Origin of the sequence: Peribacillus frigoritolerans, assembly GCF_004358755.1 — a bacterium.
Lineage (GTDB): Bacteria > Bacillota > Bacilli > Bacillales > Bacillaceae > Bacillus_P.
The window spans coordinates 358,560-381,846 of record NZ_SMZY01000001.1; the positions used below are offsets into that span (position 1 = coordinate 358,560).

Here is a 23,287-nt window from a genome sequence, read left to right on the forward strand (position 1 = left end):
GTTTGAAAGGGGAACACATCCATGAAACATCGTTATTTGCCGATGACAGAACAAGATCAGCAGGAAATGCTTGACGCTGTCGGAGTATCTTCTATAGATGAGCTTTTTTCAGATATTCCCGAGAGTGTGCGTTTTCAGGGGGAATACAAGATCAAACAAGCAAAGTCTGAAACGGAACTTGTGGGTGAGCTGAGTGAGCTTGCTTCTAAAAACAAGGATTTAAGAAGCAATGCTTCTTTCCTTGGCGCAGGTGTATATGATCATTACATGCCGATCATCGTAGATCATGTTATTTCCAGGTCAGAGTTTTATACAGCCTACACACCGTATCAGCCGGAAATCTCACAAGGCGAGCTTCAGGCCATCTTTGAATTTCAAACGATGATTGCTGAGCTTACTGGAATGGATGTTGCAAATTCATCCATGTATGACGGCGGAACTTCTCTGGCTGAAGCTGCCATGCTTGCTGCCGGTCAAACAAAAAAGAAAAAAGTCATTGTTTCAAAAGCAGTTCATCCGGAAAGCAGAGATGTTCTGAAAACATATGCAAAAGGACAGTACATTGAAGTAGTGGAAGTGCCTGTGAAAAATGGCGTAACCGATCTTGAAGCTTTAAAAGCGGAAATGTCAGACGATGTTGCGGCTGTTGTTGTGCAATATCCAAACTTCTTCGGGCAAGTCGAGCCGCTTAAAGACATTGAACCTATTGCTCACACAGGAAAGAGCATGTTTATCGTGTCTTCTAATCCGCTTGCGCTGGGAGCTTTAACACCTCCTGGAAAATTTGGAGCTGATATTGTGGCAGGCGACGCTCAGCCATTCGGTATTCCTACTGCTTTTGGCGGTCCGCACTGCGGATATTTTGCTGTAACTCAAAAATTGCTCCGCAAAGTGCCGGGACGATTGGTTGGCCAAACGACAGATGAACAGGGCAGACGCGGGTTTGTCTTAACCCTGCAGGCGCGTGAGCAGCACATTAGACGTGACAAAGCGACTTCTAATATATGTTCAAATCAGGCTTTAAATGCTTTGGCAGCCTCGGTTGCCATGACTGCACTGGGAAAAAAAGGCGTAAAAGAGATGGCTTTGCAAAATATCCAAAAAGCAAATTACGCTAAAAAAGCATTTGCTGCAAGCGGGATTGAAGTTCCATTCGAAGGGGCTGTTTTTAACGAATTTGTTATTAAATTAAACAAACCGATTAAAGAGATAAATGCAAAACTTATTCAAAAGAATATCATTGGCGGTTTCGATTTAGGCACTGTATACCCGGAGTTTGAAAACCACATGCTTGTAGCGGTAACTGAATTGCGCACAAAAGAAGAAATTGACTTATTTGTTAAGGAATTGGGGGATGGACATGAATAAGCAGGATCAGCCAGTAATATTTGAACTGACAAAACCAGGACGAACAGGCTATAGTTTGCCTTCATTGGATATCCCTGAAATGGCAGCAGATGAATTGATTCCAAGTGAATATTTGCGAGAAGATGATGCTGAACTGCCGGAAGTATCTGAACTTGATATCATGAGACATTATACAGCTCTCTCCAAGAGAAACCATGGAGTTGATTCCGGTTTTTATCCTCTTGGATCCTGTACGATGAAGTACAATCCGAAAATTAATGAAAATGTTGCTCGTATGGCAGGACTGGCTCATATTCATCCATTGCAGGATGAAAGTACAGTTCAGGGTGCACTTGAGCTAATGTATGATTTACAGGAGCATCTCATTGAAATTACCGGAATGGATGAAGTTACACTTCAGCCCGCAGCGGGAGCTCATGGTGAATGGACCGGCCTGATGATGATCCGTGCTTATCACGAAGCGAACAATGACCTGAACCGGACAAAAGTGATTGTTCCTGACTCGGCTCATGGAACAAATCCGGCATCAGCAACAGTAGCAGGATTTGAGACGATTACGGTTAAATCAAACGAACAGGGGCTTGTTGATCTTGATGATTTAAAGCGTGTGGTAGGGGACGATACAGCTGCGCTTATGTTGACGAATCCTAATACCCTTGGTCTTTTTGAAGAAAATATATTGGAAATGGCGAAAATTGTTCATGATGCAGGAGGCAAGCTTTATTACGACGGTGCAAATTTAAATGCCGTACTAAGCAAGGCCCGCCCCGGCGATATGGGATTTGATGTCGTTCATTTAAATCTTCATAAAACATTTACCGGCCCTCACGGAGGAGGCGGTCCTGGATCTGGTCCGGTCGGAGTAAAAGCTGATCTGATTCCGTACTTGCCAAAACCTGTTTTAGTAAAAAGAGATGATAAATATACGTTTGACTATGACCGCCCGCAGTCTATCGGCAGGGTAAAGCCATTCTACGGAAACTTCGGAATCAATGTCCGTGCATATACTTATATTCGCACAATGGGACCTGATGGATTAAAAGCGGTGACGGAATATGCAGTACTAAACGCCAACTATATGATGAGAAGACTTTCAGAAGCGTATGATCTGCCGTTTGACAGACATTGCAAGCACGAATTTGTTCTCTCAGGCAAGCGCCAGAAAAAATTAGGGGTCCGTACGCTTGATATCGCAAAAAGGCTGCTTGATTTCGGCTATCATCCGCCAACAATCTACTTTCCGTTAAATGTTGAAGAGTGCATCATGATTGAACCGACTGAGACAGAATCAAAGGAAACTTTAGATTCATTTATTGAGGCGATGCTTCAAATCGCAAAAGAAGCGGAAGAAAACCCTGAAATCGTCCAGGAAGCTCCGCATACGACAGTTGTCAGCCGCTTAGATGAAACTACAGCAGCAAGAAAACCGATCTTGCGTTATCAAAAGCAGTAAAAGGTAAAAAAAAAGGATTCGCTCTTTTGCGGATCCTTTTTTCTATTTATACAAAAAAAGTCTGCAAAACTGTCTGCAGACTTCTTCTTATTTCTTAGCTTTAATTTTTCCGCCCCAGCCCTTAAAGCCGCCTTTAAGCATGTAGAGATCATTGTAGCCTTTTCTTTTCAGCATTTGAGCTGTGCGTCCGCTTCTGACAGTGTTTTGACAGTAAAGGTAGACTGGCTGATCTTTGCGGATTTCTTTATGTCTTTGTCTCATTTGGGATAAAGGAATGTTTCTTGCTCCAAGGATATGTCCGCCGTCAAATTCATTTGGTTCACGGACATCAATTAACTGAGCTTTTCTGTATCCTGCTCGGAATTCTTCTTCCGTTAATGTTTTCATAATTTTTCGCTGATAAAAATAAGAGTAAATCGTATAGGCTGCTAGTGCGCCTAATAGAATCAATAAAAAAATCCATGTTGTCAAGCTGACCCGACTCCTTTATAAGCAACTTTTCTAAGACAAGTTCAAATGAACTTTAATAATATTGGACAACTACTATTATATAAGAGCAGGATCAAATTGTCATCTATGAATAAGACATAAATATTTTCAACCTTCCCTTCTTTTTGATAGACTAGGTAAGGCACAGAAAATGAAATACATACTTATCATGGAAAATGGGGTATGAAGATGGCAAAAGAAACTTGGAGATTTATTGATTCAGGGAATTGTTCCCCGTCCTATAATATGGCATTAGATGAAGCGCTGCTTGAGTGGAACAGTCAGGGAATGATCCCTCCGGTCATTCGTTTTTACGGCTGGAACCCGGCCACTCTTTCAGTTGGATATTTTCAAAAAGCCGAAAAAGAAATTGATCTTGATGCCGTTAAAGAGTACGGGCTTGGCTTTGTGCGCAGGCCGACAGGAGGAAGAGGGGTTCTCCATGACAAAGAGCTGACCTACAGCGTGATCGTGTCAGAAGAGCATCCTGAAATGCCAAAGACTGTAACGGAAGCATACAGAGTCATATCTGAAGGTATTCTTCAGGGTTTCAGGGAACTGGGACTTGATGCATATTTCGCCGTTCCGAGAACGGAGGAAGAGAAGCAGGGGCTTAAGAATCCGCGGTCTGCCGTATGTTTTGACGCACCATCCTGGTATGAACTTGTTGTAGAAGGACGCAAGGTAGCAGGGAGCGCTCAAACACGCCAAAAAGGAGTCATTCTTCAGCACGGCTCCATTTTGCTCGATATAGATGAAGAAAAGCTTTTTAACCTGTTTAAGTATCCAAGCGAGCGGGTAAAAGAACGAATGCAGAAAAATTTTAAAAATAAGGCAGTTGCTGTCAATGCTTTGCGTGAAATTCCTGTTACTCTGGAGGAGGCAAAGCATGCTTTTAAAAAGGGCTTTGAAATGGGGCTGAATATTTCACTTGAGCCTTATACACTGACAGATGAAGAACATGCATATGTAGAGAAGATTGCATTGGAAAAATATGATACAGATGAGTGGAATTATAAACGATAAGCGACTTAAATCTAGTCGCTTTTGTTTATTTTTTTGTGATGCTTTTCAAATTATTACAAAACATTCCTTATTTTTCTAACTACGTGTTCTCTTCGGATTTTGCAAGCGACAAAATTCATCAAAAAAAGTGATTATGGAGTTCCTATCTTCTTTTTTCTCATTATTTCTGCTTCATTTGTGCAGTTATTAATTTGACAAAATAAAATAGGTTTGCCTGTTTATCCATATATAGTATTGTCGAACGAAAATATAATACTATATATTGATAAAAGTATGGCTGTGTGATAAATTAAATCAAGTACAAGTAGATAGGGGAGTTGTTTGAATGACCGTAGCACTAAATGAAAATTTAAAACTTGATGTGGACAAGCTGAACCACGATATTTCATTGTTTCCCCAAGTTCACCCAATAACTGATGACATGAAATTGACGCACAAAGGGGTATCGCGTTTAGTCATGCTTGACCGATACACGTTTAAAGACACTGAAAAGCTGACATTATCAAAAGGGGATTTTGTCGTACTGACGATCAAAGAGGATCCAAAATTCCCTGCAAGAGGGCTTGGCTATCTATTAGAGATTGACTGGCAGACTAAAATGGCCAGTGTACAGGTTGAAGAAGAGTACCGCCATTCCCTTGAAAAGCCTGAAGAGGTTGAAACAGGAGTTATCCATCGTTCTTTGGATGTCATTGAAAAACCGCTTGAAGTATTTTACGAGCAAATCGCAAAACGAAATGCAACAGGGCTTGCATCTGTTGAAAAAACAGAAGAAAAGCGGAATGAATGGTTCCAGAAGTTCTATCAGGAATTAGTCGGATTGAACTTTGTACCGGCGGGACGTGTTTTATACGGAGCTGGAGCAGGAACAGATGTGACTTACTTCAACTGTTACGTGATGCCATTTGTACAGGATTCACGCGAAGGCATTTCAGAGCACCGCAAGCAGGTAATGGAAATCATGAGCAGAGGCGGCGGAGTCGGAACGAACGGATCAACACTGCGGCCAAGAAATACACTCGCACGCGGAGTGAACGGCAAATCGTCCGGTTCTGTCTCATGGCTGGATGATATTGCGAAACTGACGCATTTAGTTGAGCAAGGGGGTTCGCGCAGGGGCGCTCAAATGATCATGCTTGCCGACTGGCATCCTGATATTATTGAATTCATTATATCTAAAATGCAAAACCCTCGTATTTTACGTTATTTAATCGAAAACACGAATGACGAAACAATCAAGAAATACGCACAGGAAAAATTAAAGTTCAAGCCTCTGACTGATGATGAAAAAGCAATGTACCAAAGCATTGTGAACTACAAGCAAATTCCAGGCTTCGGCGGATTTAATGAAAAAATCATTAAAGATGCAGAATTGAAACTGGTTACTGGTGGAACATACAGCGTTCATAACTCTGAATTCCTTACAGGCGCAAACATTTCCGTTACGTTAACGAAGGATTTCATGGATGCAGTTGAAAAAGATGAAGATTACGAGCTTCGCTTCCCTGATGTGGAAAGCTATAATGCAGACCAAATGAAAGCCTATAACGAAGACTGGCACAATCATGGCGATGTCCGCGATTGGGAGAATCTGGGATACAAAGTCCGCACATACCGCACAATTAAAGCGAAAGAGCTTTGGAACCTAATCAATGTTTGTGCGACCTATTCAGCAGAGCCCGGTATTTTCTTTATCGACAATGCAAACGACATGACGAATGCTAAAGCGTATGGACAAAAGGTAGTAGCTACAAATCCATGTGGGGAACAGCCTCTCGCACCTTATTCTGTCTGTAACCTTGCAGCGGTCAATCTTGCTGAAATGGCAGACAAAGAAAGCAAAACGGTCAATTTCGAAAAGCTTAAAACAACGGTAGAAGTCGGTGTCCGCATGCAGGATAACGTCATCGATGCAACACCTTATTTCTTAGAAGATAATAAGAAGCAGGCATTGGGCGAACGCCGTGTCGGCCTTGGCGTTATGGGCTTGCATGATCTGCTGATCTACTGTGAAACAGAGTACGGTTCAGAAGAAGGCAATCAATTGATTGATCAAGTCTTTGAAACGATCGCAACAACTGCATATAAAGCTTCTGTTGAGCTTGCAAAAGAAAAAGGAAGCTTCCCGTTCCTCACTGGTGAAACAGAAGAAGAAACAAACCGTTTGCGTGATGCATTCACAAAAACAGGCTTTATGAGCAAAATGCCGGCTGATCTTTTAGATGATATTAAGGAATACGGCATTCGAAACTCGCATTTATTGACTGTTGCACCTACGGGGAGCACAGGGACAATGGTTGGCGTATCCACCGGACTCGAACCTTACTTCTCGTTCTCTTATTACAGAAGCGGAAGATTAGGAAAGTTCATTGAAGTGAAAGCGGATATCGTACAGGAATATCTGGATCAGCATCCGGAAGCAGATCCTGATAATTTGCCAAAATGGTTTATTTCAGCAATGGAACTGAGTGCAGAAGCTCATGCAGATGCACAGTGTGTGATTCAGCGCTGGATTGACAGTTCAATCAGCAAAACGGTTAACGCACCAAGAGGATATACTGTTGATCAAGTTCAAAAAGTATATGAACGATTATATAAAGGCGGAGCAAAAGGCGGCACGGTTTACGTTGACGGAAGCCGTGACACCCAGGTTCTGACTTTAAAAGCGGAAGAAAACACATTCTCTGAGAGTGAAGAAGCACCAGCTAAAGAAAAAGGAAAAGTTGTGCTGGTTGATACAATACAGGCATTAAGATCTACAAATGTAACGATTGGCAACGAGGTAGGAAATACATGTCCGGTCTGTCGGGAAGGTACGGTTGAAGACATCGGCGGCTGCAACACATGTACTAGCTGCGGAGCACAATTGAAGTGTGGTCTATAAGATAAAGAGCTGGCTAGCCAGCTCTTTTCTTTTCGCAATTAGAACGAAGGCTTCCTTGTCATCGCCTTCAAACTAGTGTACACTTGTAATGATTTCCTATGTTTTGAACGTTTTTTGGAGGGGACCGCATGCCAACACCGAGTATGGAAGATTATATTGAACAAATTTACTTATTAATAGAAGAAAAGGGATATGCCCGCGTTTCTGATATTGCGGAAGCACTTTCCGTTCATCCCTCCTCAGTAACAAAAATGGTCCAAAAACTAGATAAAGATGAATATCTCATATATGAAAAATACCGTGGACTTATCTTAACGCCAAAAGGCAAAAAAATTGGAAAGCGCCTCGTTTACCGTCATGAGCTTTTAGAGCAGTTCATGAGGCTGATCGGCGTGGATGAAGAAAAAATTTACAATGATGTTGAAGGCATCGAGCATCATCTCAGCTGGAATGCCATTGACCGCATCGGCGATCTTGTGCAATTCTTTGAAGGAGATGAAGCGCGCGTTGAAACACTGCGTGCTATACAAAAACAGAATGAACAGGACAGTGAGTCCTAAGAAGACGGAAGCAAATGCTTCCGTCTTTTTTTGCGTTCAATTGCTTTTACACTAAAACATGGCCTCAGAGAGCTGTCCTAAACGTGCAGAAAAGGTCTATTTTCCGCCTCCCCAACTTACAATGTAAGGATGGGAGAAGAGGGGAGGAACTTCTGTGTATATTGATGGCGTCTTCTCTGGCGGTGGAATAAAAGGCTTTGCACTAATTGGGTCTTATCAGGCAATTGAGCAAAGGGGCCTGCAATTTGTAAGGGTCGCAGGGACCAGTGCCGGCTCCATTATTGCTGCCTTTATTGCTGCGGGATACCGAAGTGATGAAATCATAACAATGATGGATGATATGGAGCTCGGAAAGTTTTTAGAACGAAATCCTTCCATCCTTCCATTTAAATTTATGAAATGGCTGAATATCTATTGGCGGCTGGGTCTTTATAAGGGCGGCAAGCTTGAAGAATGGATAGCTGGCAAGCTGAAGGAGAGAGGGGTATCGACCTTTGGTGATTTAAGACCCGGCTCCCTTAAAATCGTTGCTTCTGATCTGACTAATGGAAGAATTATTGTGCTTCCGGATGACTTGCCAAGGTACGGCCTTGTTCCAGAACGTTTTTCTGTTGCGAGAGCTGTTCTTATGAGCTGCAGCCTTCCCTATTTTTTTGAACCTGTCAAACTGACTTCTGCTGAAGGAACCAATATTGTCGTGGATGGAGGAGTTTTAAGCAATTTTCCAATTTGGCTGTTTAAAGAAAAGAAATCAATTCAGGCACGGCCGGTTCTTGGCATCAAACTAAGTCCTAGAGATGAAGAGAGGCCGAGAAACAATATCCGAAACGCAATAGAAATGTATGGCGCTCTTTTTGAAACGATGAAAGACGCGCATGATGCCAGGCATATTTCGAGCAGGCATGAAAAAAATATCATTTTTCTGCCTGTCGAAAGTATTTTAACGACTGAATTTGACTTAACTGAACAAAAAAAACTAGCTCTAATTGAGCTAGGAAGAAGCCGTACTGAACTTTTCTTGAAAAAATGGACGTATTAAAAGCAGGCTAGAAAAATGCCCTGCTTTTCTTTTTGCCTTTTTTTCCTTCAATCACTGTTAAATGAGAGGCTTGTTTCTTTTTAAGAGCAGATGTTTTGCTGCTCTTTTTTTGCGTTGAAACACTTTTCAAATGGGAGCTGCTCTGATTGCGGTCGCTGAAACGTCTTTTAGATTGTTTAGCAGCTTTAGAGTATGAGGAAGAGTCTTTTCCCATTCTTTGTTTTGTAAAGTAACGGACAACAAAATAGATGATGGCTAGAACAATAACGAAGATCAGCATTTCTCTGAAGAGGAATCCGGGTCTGGTTATAAGGGTAACCAGAAACCCGATTCCGCCAAGAGCTAACACAATCATCACAAATGGATTCACACGATTTTTCATGAGTCCACCTCCCAAGATGAAAATGAATTAATGAAGTTCAGCTTATACAATTTGTTCCGTTTTTATACCTTCTTCAGTTTCCTTTTCCATCCGCAGCAATTCATTAAAGCTTGCGATGGCAACTTCGACCTGATCATTGTCAGGTTCTTTTGTCGTCAGCAGCTGAAGACTTAAGCCGGGATAACCGAGCCATTTTAAAACAGGAACATCCCTGAGTTTATTTGTAAACTGAAGGACTTCAAATGAAATGCCAATCACGACAGGTATTAATGCCAGCCTGTTAAGGACGCGGACATAAAGCGGTTCTGTCGGAACAAGCATGTAAACAAATACCCCTACTATAACTGTGAATAACAGGAAACTGCTTCCGCACCGGTAGTGCAGACGCGTTTGTTTCTGAACATTTTCTATCGTAAGCGGCATTTCATTTTCATAGCAATTTATGACTTTATGCTCTGCACCGTGATATTGAAAGACTCGCTTGATCAGCGGAGTAAATGATATCGCATAAATATAGACTAAGAGCAGAATTAATTTGAATAGCCCTTCGATTAATATTTGTGCAAGGTCAGAAGAGAAAATGGGCCTTGTCAGCTCAGCCAGAAACAAAGGCACTAAAGTGAAGATGAATTTCCCGAAGAGAAAGGAAAGAACACCGATCGCAGCAACTCCAAGTATCATCGTCATCTTTGATTCTTTTTTAGGCTGCTGGAGTATTTCATCTTCCTCAGGATCGAGATCATACCTGTCTGTTGAAAAATTCAGGTGCTTCGTTCCATTTGCGCTTGCTTCTATAATAGCTGCGATGCCGCGAATAAATGGAATCTTTTTAAGGCTTGTCATCATGCTGCTTGATTTTCGCGGTAACCGGAAATAGTCGATTTGTTTGTTTTTGCGTCTGATGGCTGTTACATAATGATGCTTTCCGCCGAACATGACGCCCTCTACCACTGCTTGCCCGCCATATGCAGGCTTATTCTGCTTTGACATTTTTCACCAACCTACCTATCTATTCTCTTTTTGGACTGTTTTTAAACAAAGCTGCAGAGAATGTTATGTTTATATTCTACATAAAAACAGGATAAACCTCTAGGCAGTTGAATTTAATTCTTTTTAGATTGTGATCAATGTTGTTTTCGATTATTAATGTTGTCCGTTCCTTTCCGCTCCACTTGCTTTCCGCAGGGAGCATGGAAGCCTCCTCGGCTTTGCCTGCAGGGTTCCCATTTTGCTCTATTTCCTGCAGGAGTCAAGTTTATCCGCTGCAATCCACTTATGCGTTTAAATATTTAGACTAATAGCAACAAAGTTTACGAAAAGAGCTTAAGACAAAGATCAGCTTATATCTTACTGTGAGTGCTGAACAAGCGATGTCTCACTCTTAGTAGTATAACCCAGCAGTCCTTTGCTAGACATCTGATTGTATCCTTTTTGAATGATGGAGCCGAATTCCTGCACATACTAAGAGCAGGAGGTGTACATATGACAGATGATTTTCAATCTAATTCTGCCGGAGAAAAAAGAGATGATCCTGATAAGCCTGGTGAATCAATTCCTTTTATAGGAAGAGTGGTGATTACAGGTTTTGCAGGCGGAGTGATTTGGAGTTTGCTCGGTTATTTAGCTTATGTGCTGAACTTAACAGAAATTAGCCCGAATTTATTGCTTCAGCCCTTTATTTTGGGAGAATGGAAAAATGGCGTCATGGGAAACTTTGTTTCAGTTTTCTGCATTGGCATTCTTTCCGTCGGAACGGCGCTTTTGTATTATCTTGTTTTAAAGAGATTCTCATCCATGTTTGTTGGCCTTGCTTTTGGTCTCTCGCTATGGGCGCTCGTATTCTTCCTTTTAAATCCGATTTTTCCTAATTTAAAATCTGTCTTTGAACTTGAACGGCTGACTACTGTAACGACAATATGTCTCTATATTTTATATGGAGTATTTGTCGGCTATACCATTTCCTTTGAACATAACGAGATCTTAAGCAAAAAAAATGCGAAGGCGTCCCCTCAACATTAAGGAAAGTAATCGGCGATTATGGTAGAATGTTCATAAATTGAACATTCTATTTTTTTTAGTTTATTTAAGCAAGGAGTTTTTATGATGCGGCATTTCTTGATTATTAATGGTCCAAATCTCAATCGTCTTGGTCTGCGGGAACCTGATGTTTATGGCAGCAAAACGCTTACAGACTTAGAACGTGAATTAATGTTATTTGCAGAAAAACAAGGATTTCAGGTCACCTGCTTTCAATCAAATCATGAAGGGGACTTAATTGATGCGATTCATGAGGCAGACGATCAGTTTGATGGAATTGTGCTTAACCCCGGGGCTTTTACTCATTACAGCTATGCCATAAGAGATGCAATTGCGAGCGTTTCCATGCCTGTCATTGAAGTTCATATATCGAATGTACATAGCCGGGAACCATTCAGGCACCAGTCTGTAACGGCTCCTGTAACAGCAGGGCAAATTATCGGTCTTGGTTTTGAGGGTTATCAATATGCTTTACTCGCATTACATAAAAAGATGGGGGAGAAATAAGATGAAGCTTGAGAAAATGAGAAACAGATTAAAAGAACTTGATGTGGATGCGATTCTTATAACGGGCAGCTACAACCGCCGTTACATGACAGGCTTTACAGGCTCTTCCGGTGTTGCGGTCATATCTGACTCGCATGCTGTATTTATTACAGATTTCAGATACACAGAGCAGGCAGCGAAACAAATTGAGGGTTTTGAGATTGTTCAGCATAAAGGACCGATTCTTGAAGAGGTGGCAGCCCAAGCCGCTAAGATATCGATTAAACGTCTTGGATTTGAGCAGGATGATCTTTCCTTCGCTTCATACTCTGCTTATAAGGCTGAATTAAGAGGGATTGAGTTTGTTCCGGTCTCAGGTGCTGTAGAAAAGTTACGCTTGATTAAGTCTGCAGCAGAGATTAAGATATTAAAGGAAGCTGCGGAGATTGCAGATGCTGCATTTAAGCACATTTTGACAGTCATCCGTCCGGGTATGAAGGAAATTGAAGTGGCAAATGAGCTTGAATTTTTCATGAGAAAACAAGGCGCTGTTTCTTCTTCATTTGATATTATTGCTGCATCAGGATATCGCTCTGCGCTGCCTCACGGTGTAGCAAGTGAAAAAGAAATTGAAAAAGGCGATTTTTTAACACTTGATTTTGGTGCATACTACAAAGGATATTGTTCAGATATTACAAGAACGATAGCGGTGGGAGATCCAAGTGATGAGCTGAAGAAGATTTATTCCGTAGTACTCGAAGCACAGCTGCGGGGAATGAATGGGATAAAAGCAGGCATGACGGGTAAAGAAGCAGATGCTCTCACAAGAGACTATATTGCAGAAAACGGCTACGGTGAATATTTCGGACATTCAACTGGTCATGGTCTCGGCATGGAAGTTCATGAGGGGCCGTCACTGTCTGTCAAATCTGAAACGGTTCTTGAACCCGGCATGATCGTAACTGTAGAGCCTGGAATTTATATACCAAAGCTTGGCGGGGTACGCATCGAGGATGATACAGTCGTTAAAGAGGATGGTAATGAGTCGCTGACACACTCCCCAAAAGAGCTTATTATTTTATAATAAAAGCTTCCAGAACGTTAATAAAGCAGCATTTACATAGGAGGAACATAAATGATTTCAGTTAATGATTTTCGTACAGGCTTAACAATTGAAGTAGATAATGCCATTTGGCGCGTAATGGATTTCCAGCACGTAAAGCCAGGTAAAGGAGCAGCATTCGTACGCTCCAAGCTTCGTAACCTGCGTACAGGAGCTGTTCAGGAAAAAACATTCCGCGCTGGTGAAAAAGTTGCGAAAGCTCAAATTGAGAACCGCAAAATGCAATATCTTTATGCAAATGGAGATCAGCATGTATTCATGGATAATGAATCATACGATCAAGTGGAACTTCCGGAAGCATCTATTGAATACGAATTGAAGTTCTTAAAAGAAAACATGGAAGTGTCCATCATGATGTTCGGAAGTGAAACACTTGGAGTTGAACTTCCAAACACAGTTGAGCTCGAAGTTATTGAGACAGAGCCTGGCATCAAAGGCGATACTGCTTCAGGCGGAACGAAGCCTGCAAAAGTGCAGACTGGCCTGGTTGTAAACGTTCCTTTCTTTGTAAATGAAGGAGACGTTCTAATTATTAATACTACTGACAGCTCATACGTTTCAAGAGCTTAGTCATCAAAAACTCCATCTTTTCAGATGGAGTTTTTTGTATCCTCTAATAGTGGCTGCGTCTGGAAGACTTTTCCCTTATCCTCTTTCTTTTTACCCGCTCTGAAAAGAAGTGCTGCCGGTATGAAAATATAAATCATCATTCCAATGAACCATTGTAAATAGTTATATAATTCATAAGCTTCCACTCCAAATCCCATGACACATCCCCCTTTCTACCTATTATTATTAAATCTGAAAATTCTGTCAAGAATTCTTTTTGTCTATTTATCTTTCGTTCTTCATAGGTTTTAGTAATAACCACGGAGGAGGACAAGATGAAACACTACCTCGCTAATTTAGATCCGGCAGTAAGATCAATGGCTCTATTAAGATTATTATCTGCAAGCATTGAAATGACGGCAGCTATATTAATGCTCGTCTTCAATGATGTGCGCAAAGCTGTATTAATTAATTCCATGCTTGCCATTGTTGGTCCGATTATTTTTATTTTAACCATGACAATAGGAATCTTTCAGATTGCTGAGCAGCTTTCATATGCAAAACTGATTTTTATCGCAATCGGGGTCGCATTTATATTAATCGGCGTCTATAAGTAACATAAGAAGTCATATTGTGTCCAAGCCTGCATAAACATTAGAGTATCAAGAGACTATGCAAGGAGGAAGCCAGTTGAACGAGATTACAGAGATGCTTCCTGAAAACATAAGAAAACACGTGCTGAACCTGCCGCGGGAAGCGCTAGAAAAAATCGAAGAGATCCGAATCAGGATTTTGAAAAGAGTAGAAATTGTAATAGCAGGAGAACCATTTTTTCTGCCTTGCGAGGCTGATTATCAAGACGGTATATCTCTTTTAAATGAGCTGAGCCAATACTCCATCTATACGCTTGAAGAGGAGCTGAAGCGGGGTTTTATAACGATTCAGGGCGGCCACCGCGTGGGGCTGTCAGGGCGTGTTATTACAGAAAATGGCGCTGTGAAAGCAATTCGAAATGTTACTTCCTTTAATATTCGTGTGGCAAAACAGAAAAAAGGCATTGCTGAACCTTTTATTTCCAGCATCTATCATAAAGCCTGGATGAATACCATGATTATTGGTCCCCCTCAAACAGGAAAAACAACTCTTCTTCGTGATTTTGCAAGAGTAATGAGTACTGGAACAGGCAGTATTCCTTCCGTAAAAGTAGGAATTGTGGATGAGCGGTCAGAAATTGCAGGCTGCATCAATGGAATTCCCCAGCATGAATTCGGGGATAGAGTGGACGTGCTTGATGCTTGTCCGAAAGCAGAGGGAATGATGATGATGATCAGGTCGATGAGTCCGGACGTTCTGGTTGTGGATGAGGCAGGCAGGATGGAAGATACAGAAGCTATCTTAGAGGCCGTTCATGCAGGAGTAGGGCTTTTCATTTCTGTGCACGGCTATTCGCTTGACGACGTCATTTCACGCCCTACAATAAAGCCTTTGGCAGAGCATGGCATCTTTAAACGGTATATTGAACTCTCAAGAACGAATGGGCCAGGGACGGTTCAAAGAATATTGGATGCCGATAGACGGCTGATACGGAATGAAGTGAGTATACCGTCATGATAAAAATACTTGGAGCTGTATTCATTTTGCTTGCGACTACATGGACAGGGTTTGAAGTGGCGAAGCATATTAGTGAGCGTCCGCGCCAGCTGAGGCAGCTAAAGGTTGCTCTTCAGGCTCTTGAGGCAGAAATTATGTATTCGCACACACCTCTCAAAGAAGCGGCAGCCACTTTGTCAAAACAGATGCCAAAGCCGCTCTCATGGTTTTTTGAAGAGTTTTCAAAACGATTGTCCGCAGGGCATACAAGTGTAAAGGAAGCCTGGGAAAATAGCCTGCAGGAAGTTTGGCGGATGACAGCATTTAAGCAGGGAGAATATGAAATTTTAAAGCAATTTGGAGAGACGCTCGGACAGCACGACATCATGTCGCAGCAAAAACATATTCGCCTGACCTTAACCCATCTTGAACGAGAAGAAGCGGATGCACTTGATAAACAAAGCCGCTATGAAGCAATGCTGAAAAGCTTAGGTTTTTTATCTGGATTATTGCTCGTTATTTTATTGATGTAGCAGTCAGGAGGATTACATGTAATGGGAGTAGATGTGAATATCATTTTTCAGATAGCGGGAATTGGAATTGTTGTAGCATTTCTTCATACAATACTTGATCAAATGGGAAAGAAAGAGTATGCACAATGGGTTACATTGCTTGGATTTATCTACATTCTGTTCATGGTTGCTTCCATAGTTGAGGATCTGTTCCAAAAAATAAAATCAGTCTTCCTCTTTCAGGGATAGGGGGGGCTCTGCGATTGAAATTATCCAGATTGTCGGACTTGGCTTAGTGGCCACTTTTCTCGCGTTAATCGTAAAAGAACAAAAGCCGACATATGCTTTTATGCTTGTAGTATTTGTCGGCTGCGTCATTTTTCTATTTCTGGTCGATCAGGTTTCACAGATTATCACGATGATCGAAAAAATAGCATTGAATGCAAATATTAATATGATGTATGTAGAAACCATTTTAAAAATAATCGGAATCGCCTATATTGCAGAGTTTGGAGCTCAGATTACAAAAGATGCCGGACAGGGCGCCATCGCCTCAAAAATTGAGCTTGGCGGAAAAATTTTGATTCTGGCCATGGCAGTTCCTATATTAACTGTCATTATAGAAACCATTATCGGATTAATACCGGCTTAATAGCGAGGCTTTAAGGGGTGAGTAAAATGAAAAAAGGAATCATCGCCGTCTTCTTTCTTTTCTTTTTTTCTTTTCCAGTGATTGTACAAGCTTCTCCCCCTCCACCGCAGCAGGACTTAATTGATCAGCAAATAGACAAGCTCGGAATTGAGGAAATTAAAAAATTCTGGGATGACATTATGACAGAGTATGGAGGGTATCTTCCAGAGAGTCAAAAGGGAAGCTTGCTTCAATTTTTAAATGGAGAAAAGGAATTGTCCTTCCAGGAATGGTCAAAAGCGTTTTTGAAATATATTTTTCATGAGATTATTGCAAACGGCAAATTGCTCGGAACTCTAATTCTGCTGACGATTTTCAGCATGCTTCTGCAGCTGCTTCAGGATGCATTCAGCCAAAGTACGGTAAGCAAAGTAGCCTATGCACTTGTCTATATGGTGCTGATGATTATTGCTCTTAATAGTTTTCACATAGCGATTGAATACACAGTTGAAGCCATACAGACGATGACAAGCTTTATCTTGGCGCTGATCCCCCTGCTGCTTGCACTCATGGCGGCTTCTGGCGGCCTGATCTCAGCAGCGTTTTTCCATCCTGTCATCCTCTTCCTTATGAACACAAGCGGGGTATTGATTGAAAAAATCGTTCTGCCCCTGTTATTCCTCTCAGCTCTGTTAAGCATCGTAAGTACATTGACGGATCAATACAAAGTGACCCAGCTTGCGCAGCTGCTGCGCAATATAAGTATTGGCCTTCTCGGAACGTTTTTAACCGTCTTTCTCGGTGTCATCTCTGTTCAGGGAGCAACGGCCGCCGTATCTGACGGTATGGCGATTCGAACAGCTAAATTTGTCACAGGCAACTTTATTCCGGTGCTTGGCAGAATGTTCACCGACGCAACGGATACAGTCATCAGTGCTTCCGTTCTATTAAAGAATACAGTCGGGATTATCGGCGTCGCGATCCTGCTTTTTATCGCAGCGTTTCCTGCAATAAAGGTTTTGACACTTGCCTTTATCTATAAACTTACGGCTGCCCTGCTACAGCCGCTCGGCGGAGGCCCGATTATCAAATGCCTCGATATCATCAGTAAAAGCGTGATTTATATTTTTGCCGCACTTGCCATTGTTTCTTTGATGTTTTTCTTAAGTATTACGGTCATTATTGCTGCTGGAAACATTACCATGATGGTTCGTTAGGAGGATGAGGCATGTCTTTTTTAACAGAATGGATAGCGAATATCATTCTATTTATTATGCTTGCTGTCATCCTTGATTTGCTGCTGCCGAATTCAGCCATGCAAAAGTACGCAAAGATGGTCATCAGCCTTCTGCTTATCGTCATCATTCTCTCGCCGATCTTCAAATTATTATCAGCTGACATCAATACGCTTGTATCAGAAGTTCAAATGGAATCTCCAACAAAGGAAGAAGAAATAAAAAAAATAATTGATTTGCAAAAAAAAGAAATACAAGCTTCCAACGATGCATATATTTTAAAAAACATGGCTGTCCAATTAAAATCACAGGCAAAAGAGGAGCTGGTGCAAAGCTATGATGTATCGATTAAACATATCTCTCTATCTGTAGATGAACCATTTGAAGAAATTCAAAAAAGTCTGCAGGGCATAGAGGTGATACTTGAAGCAGATGAAGCAGAATCCGAAGCGGTTGAAACCATTCAGCCAGTTGTTCTTGGTGCAGCGGAAACAGAAAAAACTGAAAAAGAAAATCAAATCAGGCAGGCATCAGAGATTAAATCATACCTCGCAAGTATCTGGGAAGTTGACCCTGATAAGATTTCCTTGAAAATGGAAGGAGGGGAGGGCAGCACAGATGAGTAATCCAAAGAATTTGTTTGAGAAGCTAAAAAGCATGATAAACATTGAAAACGGCAAAAAACCATCCAAGTATCACTATGTTCTAATCGTTTTGGCAATTGGAATAGGTTTTATGCTGATCAGCAACCTTTTCACGAATGAAGCAAGTTTGCCGAAGGTGTCGCAAGTCTCCGGTCTGACATCAACCGCTTCAGGTGATGCCGATGTCTTTAAACCCTCTGAAGAAAGCGGGGGTTCAGGGTCTATCGATAAATACGAGCAAGAATATGAGAATCAATTAAAAGAAGCGCTCGATTCAATGATTGGCATTGAGAATGCAATGGTTGTCGTCAATGTAGATGCCACATCAGAGCAAATTCTTGAAAAAAACAGCGTTTCACAAAGCCAAACGACAGAAGAGACGGATCCTCAGGGAGGGAAGAGGACGGTCGAAGATGGATCAACTGAAGAATCCGTTGTCATTATCCGAAAGGGAGAGCAGGAAACTCCAATCATCCTTCAGACCAAGAAACCGGAAATCAGGGGAGTGCTTGTTGTAGCTGCGGGTGCTGATAACATTCAAATAAAAAAATCAATTGTTGAAGCTGTAACGAGAGTGCTTGGGGTGCCGAGCCACCGCGTTGCAGTTGCAGCTAAAAAAGGGAAATAAAGGAGGATTCACGAATGATGCTGAAAAAACAAACGGTTTGGTTATTAACGATGTTAAGTTTGGTTGTAGTTCTGTCAGTTTACTATATTACAACTCCTGAAGAAGTGAAAAACGATGTGGCATTGACTGGAGCAGAGGCTGAAAAAGGTGAAAAAGCAGAAGCCGTGAAAGGGACAGAAAAGGAAAATGATAATGGGGAAGTTACGATCGAGGAGGCTGAGGATGGAACGGTTGTATCGGTTTCAAACGATGAGCTGTTTGCCACCATGCGCCTGCAGCTTGAAGATGCAAGAAGTGCAAGAAAAGAAAGCTTAGAGGATATTGTTGCAAGCAAAGATGTAACAGCCGCTGAGAAAAGTGCAGCTAGAGATGAAATGAATGCCATTGATGAAGCGGTGGCCAATGAGGAAATTCTTGAAACGTTCATTAAATCCAATGGCTATGACGATGCTCTCGTCCGCATCGAAGGAGAAAAAGTGAAAGTAACGGTGAAAGCGAAAGAGAGCTCAGCATCTGAAGCAAACAAAATCATTCAGCTTGTCAGCAGTGAAATGAAAGGCATGAAAGATGTAGCGGTTACATTGGAGCCTTCTAATCAATAAAAAGCAACTTCCCTGTGTGTCTGCCACACGGGGATTTTCTATTTAATTGGTGTAAACGTTTCATATTTTTTTGATTTCCCTTATAATTTAAAGTAGTCTTACATATTAAGATCCTCCTCCTCAGGAAAGAATTAATATTGAATTTAATGCCTGACCTGTCGTAAGATGTATAATAGGACTAAGTTTTAGTACTAGATTATAAAAACAAATAAGATGGTCAAGGAATCATCAAGAACTTGAATAGGGGTGCCAGCAGATGTTGAAGATACAAGAAATCAGAGAACTGATCAAACTCATTGACCAGTCTTCTATTGATGAATTTACTTATGAACATGAAGGTTCAAAAATTAAATTAAAAAAACGTTTGGATGAATTGGAGCAAGCTGCGAATCGCGTTACTTCAGTAGCAGCAGTCGAACAGAGCCAAAGCCCTGCTCCACAGGCTGTGGCAGCAATGCAGGAAGTAAAAGAACAGCCTAAGAAAGAAGCTCCTGTTCAGGAGGAATCCTTACATAAAATCACGTCTCCAATGGTTGGAACGTTTTATGCTGCATCTTCTCCGGACACAGACGACTATGTAAAAGTAGGATCAAAAGTAACATCTGATTCAGTTGTTTGTATCGTTGAAGCCATGAAATTGTTTAATGAAATTGAAGCAGAAGTTAAAGGGGAAATTGTTGAGATTCTAGCTGAAAATGGTCAGCTTGTTGAATACGGTCAGCCATTATTCCTTGTCAGACCAGAGTAAGGAGAGAAACTATGATTAAGAAATTGCTTATAGCAAACAGAGGAGAAATTGCGGTTCGGGTTATTCGGGCGTGCAAAGAACTAGGAATAGAGACGGTTGCAGTCTTCTCAGAAGCAGACAGAGACTCTTTGCACGTTCAGCTGGCTGATGAAGCGTATTGTGTCGGTCCGACAGCTTCAAAAGACAGCTATTTGAATTTCACGAACATTATTAGTGTTGCAAAATTAACCGGCAGTGAAGCCATTCATCCGGGCTACGGTTTTTTAGCTGAAAATGCTGACTTTGCAGAGCTTTGCCAGGAATGCAACATCATCTTTGTGGGACCTAGCGCTGATGCCATTTCTAAAATGGGAACAAAGGATGTTGCAAGGGAAACGATGAGAAAAGCGGGAGTGCCGATTGTTCCGGGTTCACAGGGAATTATTAAAGAATCAGGGGACGCTGTCTCGCTTGCAAATGATATCGGGTATCCTGTTATAATTAAAGCAACAGCAGGCGGAGGCGGAAAAGGGATCCGGGTCGCTAAAACAGAACAAGAGCTGATAAAAGGCATCCAAATTACACAGCAGGAAGCAGCAACTGCTTTTGGAAATCCTGGAGTCTATATTGAAAAGTACATTGAGGATTTCAGGCATGTAGAAATTCAGGTTATGGCTGACTCCCTGGGCAATGTCATTCACCTGGGTGAAAGAGATTGTTCCATTCAGCGCCGTCTTCAAAAATTACTTGAAGAAACACCTTCTCCGGCATTATCAGCGGAAATGCGCGAGACGATGGGAAGAGCAGCTGTTAAAGCAGCAGAAGCAGTGAACTATACAGGAGCGGGAACAGTAGAATTTATTTTTGATTATCTTGAAAATAAATTTTATTTCATGGAAATGAATACACGTATTCAAGTGGAGCACCCCGTGACTGAAATGGTAACAGGCATTGATTTGATTAAAGAACAGATTAAAGTAGCCTCAGGATTTGCGCTGTCTGTTAAGCAGGAAGATGTTGTTTTCAATGGCTGGGCCATTGAATGCCGGATCAACGCAGAGAATCCAGAGAAGAATTTTATGCCGTCACCTGGAAAAATTGAGATGTACTTGCCGCCTGGCGGACTGGGTGTTAGAGTAGATTCTGCAGTGTACCCGGGCTATACAATTCCGCCATACTATGACTCGATGATTGCTAAACTGATTACATACGGTGCTACGCGAGAAGAAGCAATTGCGAGAATGAAGCGTGCCCTGGGTGAATTTGTAATTGAGGGAATTCATACAACGATTCCTTTTCACCAAAAGCTGCTTGAGCATGATACGTTTGTATCAGGAGAGTTTAATACGAAATTTTTAGAAATCCATAAATTGATGGAAGCTTGAAAAATATATGGAGGTGCTGATTCTTGAAAGAAAACAAATTACTTGAAATGACTCATGAAGAAAATGGTCTTGGCAAAGTTGAAATTGCCCCTGAGGTCATTGAGGTTATTGCCGGTATTGCAGCTTCTGAAGTAGAAGGCGTTGCCCAAATGCGCGGCAACTTTGCATCTGGCGTAGTTGAGCGTTTAGGGAAAAAAAATCACGGCAAAGGTGTAAAAGTTGATCTTTCAGAAGACGGAATTACGATTGACGTATATTGTGTCATGATGTTCGGAGTTTCCATTCCTACGGTTGCTCAGCGCATTCAGGATAATACGCGCCAGGCTTTATACAACATGACAGCACTTGAAATCAATGAAATTAATATTCATGTAGTCGGAATTCAATTTGAAACTAAGTCACAGGAAATTGAAGTCGACCAGGAAATGTAAAGCCAGAGGAGATCTTCCTTTGGTTTTTTTTCACTTAAATAGATTGAACATTTGGTTAAGTACGAATATTAAATTGCATGTGAAGTTTTTTATTCGGCATTTCGACAGAAAAGGTTTTTATCGATGTGCTTATGTCCATGAAATATGGTATTATCTTTTTATGACATTTCGACATTTTTGTACATAAAGGAGCAAGAACAAATGAAACGAAGATTAGCAAGAGAAAAAGCGCTGCAGGCACTCTTTCAAATAGATGTAAGTGATATTGATCCTAAAGAAGCGATGTCTCATGCGCTTGACGGGGAAGAACTGGACGAGTTTATGACTGCTCTTGTTCTTGGAACAATTGAGCATATGGCAGAGATTGATGAACAAATCAAACCTCATTTAGTGAAATGGAAACTCGAGAGACTTGCAAATGTAGATCGATCTGTACTGCGTCTCGCCGTATATGAAATGATGTATATTGAAGAAATTCCAGTCAATGTAACTCTTGATGAAGCAATTGAACTCGCAAAAACCTTTGGGGATGATCAATCACCGAAGTTTATTAATGGTGTCCTCTCAAACATTAAACAGACGATTGATAAATAATCAATCACAATACTCGGAGGAGGAACAAAACAATGACAGCTTCAATAATCAGCGGGAAAGAATTAGCTCAGGAAAAACGCAAACAGCTTGCACAGGAAGTGAAAGAATTAAAACAGCAAGGTGTTGTGCCGGGACTTGTCGTAATTTTAGTAGGCGATCATCCAGCATCTATTTCTTATATTAAAGGAAAACAAAAAGCGTCAGAAGAAATCGGCGTGGCGTTCAAGCTTGAACATTTTCCTGAATCAATGGAAGAAAAAGAACTTCTGGATGTGATTGAGAAATATAATCATGATGAAAGCTGCCATGGCATCCTTGTTCAGCTTCCATTGCCAGATCATATTCAAGAAAAAGCAGTCATTGAAAAGATTTCTCCTTTAAAAGATGTAGATGGATTTCATCCTCTTAATATCGGGCAAATGATGATCGGAGAAGATACATTCTTGCCGTGCACACCTGCTGGAATTGTAGAATTGATAAAATCTGCAAATATTGAAATTGCAGGTAAACATGTTGTAGTAGTAGGACGAAGCAATATCGTAGGAAAACCTGTCGGCATCTTGCTTCTGAATGAGCATGCTACCGTTACTTATTGTCATTCAAGAACGCCGGATTTAAAAGAAGTAACAAAGCAAGCCGATATTTTAGTTGTAGCTGTCGGCAGAGCTAATTTCATTACAGGCGAGCACATAAAAGAGAATGCTGTTGTGATCGATGTTGGCGTAAACAGGCTGGAGACAGGAAAGCTGTGCGGCGATGTTGTTTTTGAAGATGCAAAGCAAATTGCAAGCCACATCACTCCTGTTCCGGGCGGCGTAGGTCCGATGACGATTACAATGCTTGCTCATAATGTAGTAAAATCAGCAAGAAATTCCGCTGAAAGACTGCAGGTAAGTAAAGAGCTTTAAAGGA

Annotated in this window: 28 protein-coding genes; 24 read left to right on the forward strand and 4 right to left on the reverse strand. The window is 41.4% G+C overall.

What is annotated here, in order from left to right:
* Positions 1–21 precede the first annotated feature (21 nt).
* Together gcvPA and gcvPB are read left to right on the forward strand one after the other, a co-directional pair.
* Complete coding sequence (gene gcvPA / locus E2R53_RS01775) at positions 22–1,368, forward strand: aminomethyl-transferring glycine dehydrogenase subunit GcvPA (protein WP_133310132.1); 1,347 nt, start codon at positions 22–24, stop codon at positions 1,366–1,368.
* Positions 1,361–2,821 carry an aminomethyl-transferring glycine dehydrogenase subunit GcvPB gene (gcvPB, locus tag E2R53_RS01780; RefSeq protein ID WP_133310133.1) on the forward strand — a complete coding sequence of 487 codons (1,461 nt, stop codon included), beginning with the start codon at positions 1,361–1,363 and terminating at the stop codon, positions 2,819–2,821. Before gcvPA ends, gcvPB begins: the two co-directional genes overlap by 8 nt.
* An 87-nt stretch (positions 2,822–2,908) precedes the next feature.
* On the opposite strand, the gene E2R53_RS01785 is transcribed toward gcvPB, so the two are convergent.
* A complete protein-coding gene (locus E2R53_RS01785) occupies positions 2,909–3,280 on the reverse strand; it encodes a rhodanese-like domain-containing protein (RefSeq protein WP_286166103.1) in 372 nt (123 codons plus the stop codon).
* A 219-nt stretch (positions 3,281–3,499) separates the two neighbouring features.
* Between E2R53_RS01785 and E2R53_RS01790 the strand changes: the two genes are divergently transcribed.
* The 4 genes from E2R53_RS01790 to E2R53_RS01805 all read left to right on the forward strand — a co-directional run bounded on the left by E2R53_RS01790 (position 3,500) and on the right by E2R53_RS01805 (position 8,819).
* The gene (locus E2R53_RS01790; protein ID WP_133310134.1) at positions 3,500–4,336 is read left to right on the forward strand and encodes a lipoate--protein ligase family protein; all 837 of its coding nucleotides are present in this window, start codon (positions 3,500–3,502) and stop codon (positions 4,334–4,336) included.
* Positions 4,337–4,661: 325 nt separating this feature from the next.
* Positions 4,662–7,220, forward strand: a complete 2,559-nt coding sequence (locus E2R53_RS01795; protein WP_133310135.1) for a vitamin B12-dependent ribonucleotide reductase — start codon at positions 4,662–4,664, stop codon at positions 7,218–7,220.
* 128 nt (positions 7,221–7,348) lie between these two features.
* The gene (mntR, locus tag E2R53_RS01800; protein ID WP_070876642.1) at positions 7,349–7,780 is read left to right on the forward strand and encodes a transcriptional regulator MntR; all 432 of its coding nucleotides are present in this window, start codon (positions 7,349–7,351) and stop codon (positions 7,778–7,780) included.
* 154 nt (positions 7,781–7,934) lie between these two features.
* Positions 7,935–8,819 (forward strand): patatin-like phospholipase family protein, encoded by an 885-nt coding sequence (locus E2R53_RS01805; RefSeq protein WP_133310136.1) that lies wholly within the window; start codon positions 7,935–7,937, stop codon positions 8,817–8,819.
* Between the two features lie 7 nt (positions 8,820–8,826).
* Here E2R53_RS01805 and E2R53_RS01810 read toward each other — a convergent pair whose 3' ends face one another.
* Together E2R53_RS01810 and E2R53_RS01815 are read right to left on the reverse strand one after the other, a co-directional pair.
* Entirely contained in the window at positions 8,827–9,201 is a 375-nt protein-coding gene (locus E2R53_RS01810; protein ID WP_133310137.1) for an SA1362 family protein, read from the reverse strand.
* Between the two features lie 42 nt (positions 9,202–9,243).
* The gene (locus tag E2R53_RS01815; RefSeq protein WP_133310138.1) at positions 9,244–10,191 is read right to left on the reverse strand and encodes a DUF1385 domain-containing protein; all 948 of its coding nucleotides are present in this window, start codon (positions 10,189–10,191) and stop codon (positions 9,244–9,246) included.
* Between the two features lie 492 nt (positions 10,192–10,683).
* Between E2R53_RS01815 and E2R53_RS01820 the strand changes: the two genes are divergently transcribed.
* The 4 genes from E2R53_RS01820 (at position 10,684) to efp (ending at position 13,417) form a co-directional block, all read left to right on the forward strand.
* The gene (locus E2R53_RS01820; RefSeq protein ID WP_133310139.1) at positions 10,684–11,220 is read left to right on the forward strand and encodes a YqhR family membrane protein; all 537 of its coding nucleotides are present in this window, start codon (positions 10,684–10,686) and stop codon (positions 11,218–11,220) included.
* A gap of 84 nt (positions 11,221–11,304) precedes the next feature.
* Positions 11,305–11,745 (forward strand): type II 3-dehydroquinate dehydratase, encoded by a 441-nt coding sequence (gene aroQ, locus E2R53_RS01825; protein WP_133311113.1) that lies wholly within the window; start codon positions 11,305–11,307, stop codon positions 11,743–11,745.
* A 1-nt stretch (position 11,746) separates the two neighbouring features.
* Positions 11,747–12,808, forward strand: a complete 1,062-nt coding sequence (locus tag E2R53_RS01830) for a M24 family metallopeptidase (RefSeq protein ID WP_133310140.1) — start codon at positions 11,747–11,749, stop codon at positions 12,806–12,808.
* 51 nt (positions 12,809–12,859) lie between these two features.
* Positions 12,860–13,417 (forward strand): elongation factor P, encoded by a 558-nt coding sequence (gene efp / locus E2R53_RS01835; RefSeq protein WP_133310141.1) that lies wholly within the window; start codon positions 12,860–12,862, stop codon positions 13,415–13,417.
* 20 nt (positions 13,418–13,437) lie between these two features.
* Here efp and E2R53_RS23020 read toward each other — a convergent pair whose 3' ends face one another.
* The gene (locus E2R53_RS23020; protein ID WP_154319145.1) at positions 13,438–13,614 is read right to left on the reverse strand and encodes a hypothetical protein; all 177 of its coding nucleotides are present in this window, start codon (positions 13,612–13,614) and stop codon (positions 13,438–13,440) included.
* 117 nt (positions 13,615–13,731) lie between these two features.
* Here E2R53_RS23020 and E2R53_RS01840 point away from each other — a divergent pair, with 117 nt between their 5' ends.
* The 14 genes from E2R53_RS01840 to folD all read left to right on the forward strand — a co-directional run bounded on the left by E2R53_RS01840 (position 13,732) and on the right by folD (position 23,283).
* Positions 13,732–14,013, forward strand: a complete 282-nt coding sequence (locus tag E2R53_RS01840) for a YqhV family protein (protein ID WP_133310142.1) — start codon at positions 13,732–13,734, stop codon at positions 14,011–14,013.
* A 73-nt stretch (positions 14,014–14,086) separates the two neighbouring features.
* Complete coding sequence (gene spoIIIAA / locus E2R53_RS01845) at positions 14,087–15,007, forward strand: stage III sporulation protein AA (RefSeq protein ID WP_133310143.1); 921 nt, start codon at positions 14,087–14,089, stop codon at positions 15,005–15,007.
* Positions 15,004–15,519 carry a stage III sporulation protein SpoIIIAB gene (gene spoIIIAB, locus E2R53_RS01850; protein ID WP_133310144.1) on the forward strand — a complete coding sequence of 172 codons (516 nt, stop codon included), beginning with the start codon at positions 15,004–15,006 and terminating at the stop codon, positions 15,517–15,519. The genes spoIIIAA and spoIIIAB overlap by 4 nt, the downstream gene beginning before the upstream one ends.
* Positions 15,520–15,540: 21 nt before the next feature.
* Entirely contained in the window at positions 15,541–15,747 is a 207-nt protein-coding gene (spoIIIAC, locus tag E2R53_RS01855; RefSeq protein WP_029279768.1) for a stage III sporulation protein AC, read from the forward strand.
* A 13-nt stretch (positions 15,748–15,760) separates the two neighbouring features.
* Complete coding sequence (gene spoIIIAD, locus E2R53_RS01860) at positions 15,761–16,150, forward strand: stage III sporulation protein AD (protein WP_175443507.1); 390 nt, start codon at positions 15,761–15,763, stop codon at positions 16,148–16,150.
* Between the two features lie 26 nt (positions 16,151–16,176).
* Positions 16,177–17,346 carry a stage III sporulation protein AE gene (gene spoIIIAE / locus E2R53_RS01865; protein ID WP_133310145.1) on the forward strand — a complete coding sequence of 390 codons (1,170 nt, stop codon included), beginning with the start codon at positions 16,177–16,179 and terminating at the stop codon, positions 17,344–17,346.
* 11 nt (positions 17,347–17,357) lie between these two features.
* Positions 17,358–17,990 (forward strand): stage III sporulation protein AF, encoded by a 633-nt coding sequence (gene spoIIIAF / locus E2R53_RS01870; RefSeq protein WP_133310146.1) that lies wholly within the window; start codon positions 17,358–17,360, stop codon positions 17,988–17,990.
* Complete coding sequence (gene spoIIIAG / locus E2R53_RS01875; protein WP_133310147.1) at positions 17,983–18,636, forward strand: stage III sporulation protein AG; 654 nt, start codon at positions 17,983–17,985, stop codon at positions 18,634–18,636. The genes spoIIIAF and spoIIIAG overlap by 8 nt, the downstream gene beginning before the upstream one ends.
* 17 nt (positions 18,637–18,653) lie before the next feature.
* Positions 18,654–19,238 (forward strand): SpoIIIAH-like family protein, encoded by a 585-nt coding sequence (locus E2R53_RS01880; RefSeq protein WP_133311114.1) that lies wholly within the window; start codon positions 18,654–18,656, stop codon positions 19,236–19,238.
* A 256-nt stretch (positions 19,239–19,494) separates the two neighbouring features.
* Positions 19,495–19,986 (forward strand): acetyl-CoA carboxylase biotin carboxyl carrier protein, encoded by a 492-nt coding sequence (gene accB, locus E2R53_RS01885; RefSeq protein ID WP_133310148.1) that lies wholly within the window; start codon positions 19,495–19,497, stop codon positions 19,984–19,986.
* Positions 19,987–19,997: 11 nt separating this feature from the next.
* Positions 19,998–21,350 (forward strand): acetyl-CoA carboxylase biotin carboxylase subunit, encoded by a 1,353-nt coding sequence (gene accC / locus E2R53_RS01890; RefSeq protein ID WP_133310149.1) that lies wholly within the window; start codon positions 19,998–20,000, stop codon positions 21,348–21,350.
* Between the two features lie 23 nt (positions 21,351–21,373).
* On the forward strand, positions 21,374–21,781 hold the full coding sequence (locus tag E2R53_RS01895; protein ID WP_070876659.1) for an Asp23/Gls24 family envelope stress response protein: 408 nt from the start codon (positions 21,374–21,376) through the stop codon (positions 21,779–21,781).
* A gap of 201 nt (positions 21,782–21,982) precedes the next feature.
* The gene (nusB, locus tag E2R53_RS01900; RefSeq protein ID WP_070876660.1) at positions 21,983–22,375 is read left to right on the forward strand and encodes a transcription antitermination factor NusB; all 393 of its coding nucleotides are present in this window, start codon (positions 21,983–21,985) and stop codon (positions 22,373–22,375) included.
* A gap of 32 nt (positions 22,376–22,407) precedes the next feature.
* Positions 22,408–23,283: a bifunctional methylenetetrahydrofolate dehydrogenase/methenyltetrahydrofolate cyclohydrolase FolD gene (folD, locus tag E2R53_RS01905; protein ID WP_133310150.1), complete on the forward strand. Its 876-nt coding sequence runs from the start codon at positions 22,408–22,410 to the stop codon at positions 23,281–23,283.
* Positions 23,284–23,287 lie beyond the last annotated feature (4 nt).